The organism is Saccharomonospora sp. (genome assembly GCF_027317685.1).
GTDB lineage: Bacteria > Actinomycetota > Actinomycetes > Mycobacteriales > Pseudonocardiaceae > Saccharomonospora.
Map to the genome: position 1 here is coordinate 1 of NZ_DAHVQP010000059.1, position 2,253 is coordinate 2,253.

Genomic DNA, 2,253 nt, shown 5'->3' on the forward strand with positions numbered 1-2,253 from the left:
GAGTGCGTGAGGTGATCTGATGTCGTTGACTCCTGCTGACGTGCATAACGTCGCGTTCAGCAAGCCTCCGATCGGCAAGCGGGGCTACAACGAGGACGAGGTGGACGCGTTCCTCGACCTTGTCGAGACCGAGCTTGCCCGATTGATTGAGGACAATAACGAGCTGCGGCAGCAGGTCGAACAGCTCGATGCAGAGTTGGAATCAACTCGTAGCGAGTTGGAAGCCGCCAAGGCCGCACAGCACGGAGCACGCGACGACGCACCCTCGCGCCGGTTGGCCCCTGTGCCGCCACCCGCGTCCGCAATGGAGCAAACTCAGGCGACCGGGCTCATGGCCGACGGGGGCGAGCCGAACGTGCAGGCCGCCAAGGTGTTGGGTCTCGCTCAGGAGATGGCCGACCGGCTCACGGCCGAGGCGAAGACCGAGTCCGACAGCATGCTCGCCGAGGCCAGGACCAAGTCGGAGCAGTTGCTGTCCGACGCGCGTTCGAAGGCCGATTCGATGGTCAACGAGGCGCGAACTCGGGCTGAGACGATGCTGAACGAGGCACGCACCAGGGCCGAGACGCTGGAGCGCCAGGCGCGGGAGAAGGCGACCAATATGGATCGCGAGGCCCAGCGCAAGTACACCGAGACGTTGAACAATCTCAACACCGAGAAGACAGCTCTCAACAAGAAGATCGAGGAACTGCGTACCATAGAGCGCGAGTACCGCACTCGGTTGCGGGGCTTTCTGGAATCGCAGCTGCGTGAGCTGGATGACCGGGGGTCTGCTGCGCCCGCCTCGGCGTCTTCGTCTAGTTCTGGCCAGTCGAGCAGCAGTAGCGGGCAGAGCTACTCGTTCGGGCCACGGGCCGAGGCCGGTTGAGCTTTCGACCTCTCCGGAGTCCGTTCGGTGGCGTTGTGACGGCGGGTCATCCCCGCCGTCACGCCGGAGATGTGTTGTAATTCACCGTGCTCTACATCGTCCTTCTGCTGGTGCTGGCGGCCCTAGGGCTGGTGGTGGCGGCACTCGTCACGGCCAGCTCACTGTGGGCCTGGGTGTCGATCGTTGCTTCGGGCCTCGCCGGGATGCTGTTGGTGGTCGACTGGGCGCGTCGACGACTGCGGAACTCGACACAGAAAACGGGGACGCCCGAATCCGCCGATGAATCGAAGTCCGATTCGGGCGGAAAACGAGGCGACGGCGACAGTGTCGACAGCGCTGACCGTGTCGACAGTGTCGACGACGGTGCTGTTGACCGAGGTGGTACCGGTGAGGCCGGGTCTGCGAAGTCCGCGCACTCCGCCTCTACCGATCGGACCGTGATCACGGCGACCGGCTCGGCGGATACGGCCGACACAGCCGACAAGACCGACACGGCCACGGCCGATGAGTCGGCCGGGGTCACGACGTCCGAGACCGAGGGAGGCCCCGAGCTGGCCGAGGATGTCAAGGCGGTGTCGGCGAAGTCCTCGAAGTCCTCACAGTCCTCGGCATCCTCGGCATCCTCGGCGTCGGCCGGGATCCCCGAGACCTCCGATTCCGTCCGTACCGCGGATGCGGGCACTCCGCCTTTGTCGACTCGGGAACCGGTGTCCATAGAGGGGGTGGACAGTCTCACCGACACCGCGCCACGCACCGCTCTGCTGGCGTCGTCGGGTGAGCTCGCCGGTGCCGACGTCGACCCTCCCGAGGAGAACACCGGCCCCGAGGACGCGCTGCTCGTGGCGGAACTGGAGGCCGAGGTGCTCGTCGTGGACGAGTACCCGCGCTACCACCTCGCCGACTGCACCTGGCTCGGGCCCAGGGCGACGATCCCACTCGCGGTGAAGGAAGCGCGTGACCTCGGGTTCACTCCCTGCGCTCTCTGCGGGCCGGACGCGGCGTTGTCGGCCAACCACCGCCGGCGGCGTCTTTCGCGTCGTAGCACGGCGTAGGCGGGTGGGTCCCGTAGATATGACGGGCCGATGACCGGCTAGTCTGTATGTCATAGGCATCGATCCGGCTATCACCGGGGAGCTTCCGGAAGAACGGGCACCGTTGGATTCGTCGTGATCCCGTGTGCCTCAGTAGAACCGGACGGGTCCGGCCCGTCACAGCCGTCGAATGAAGTGGTCCACGCGCGTCCGCGCGTGGGCAAGCGGGGTGGTACCGCGGTACGCGCGTCGCCAGACGCCGTCTCGTCCCCGAGCAGGCCGTCGACGTCCACGGCCGAGCGAGACAGCGAGAACCGCGAGGAGCGCACCACAGATGTATCCGAAGGCATCCTT

General features: G+C 66.1%; 2 protein-coding genes. Both read left to right on the top strand.

Going from position 1 to position 2,253, the window contains the following annotated elements:
- Positions 1 to 19: 19 nt before the first annotated feature.
- Positions 20 to 868, top strand: a complete 849-nt coding sequence (locus M7H19_RS07345) for a DivIVA domain-containing protein (protein ID WP_298178660.1) — start codon at positions 20 to 22, stop codon at positions 866 to 868.
- 86 nt (positions 869 to 954) lie between these two features.
- Complete coding sequence (locus M7H19_RS07350) at positions 955 to 1,920, top strand: hypothetical protein (RefSeq protein ID WP_298178663.1); 966 nt, start codon at positions 955 to 957, stop codon at positions 1,918 to 1,920.
- The last annotated feature ends 333 nt before the right edge of the window (positions 1,921 to 2,253 follow it).

Excerpts from the sequence above, each read along its gene's own strand:
- M7H19_RS07345 (WP_298178660.1), top strand. The coding sequence starts at position 20 with ATGTCGTTGACTCCTGCTGACGTGCATAACGTCGCGTTCAGCAAGCCT.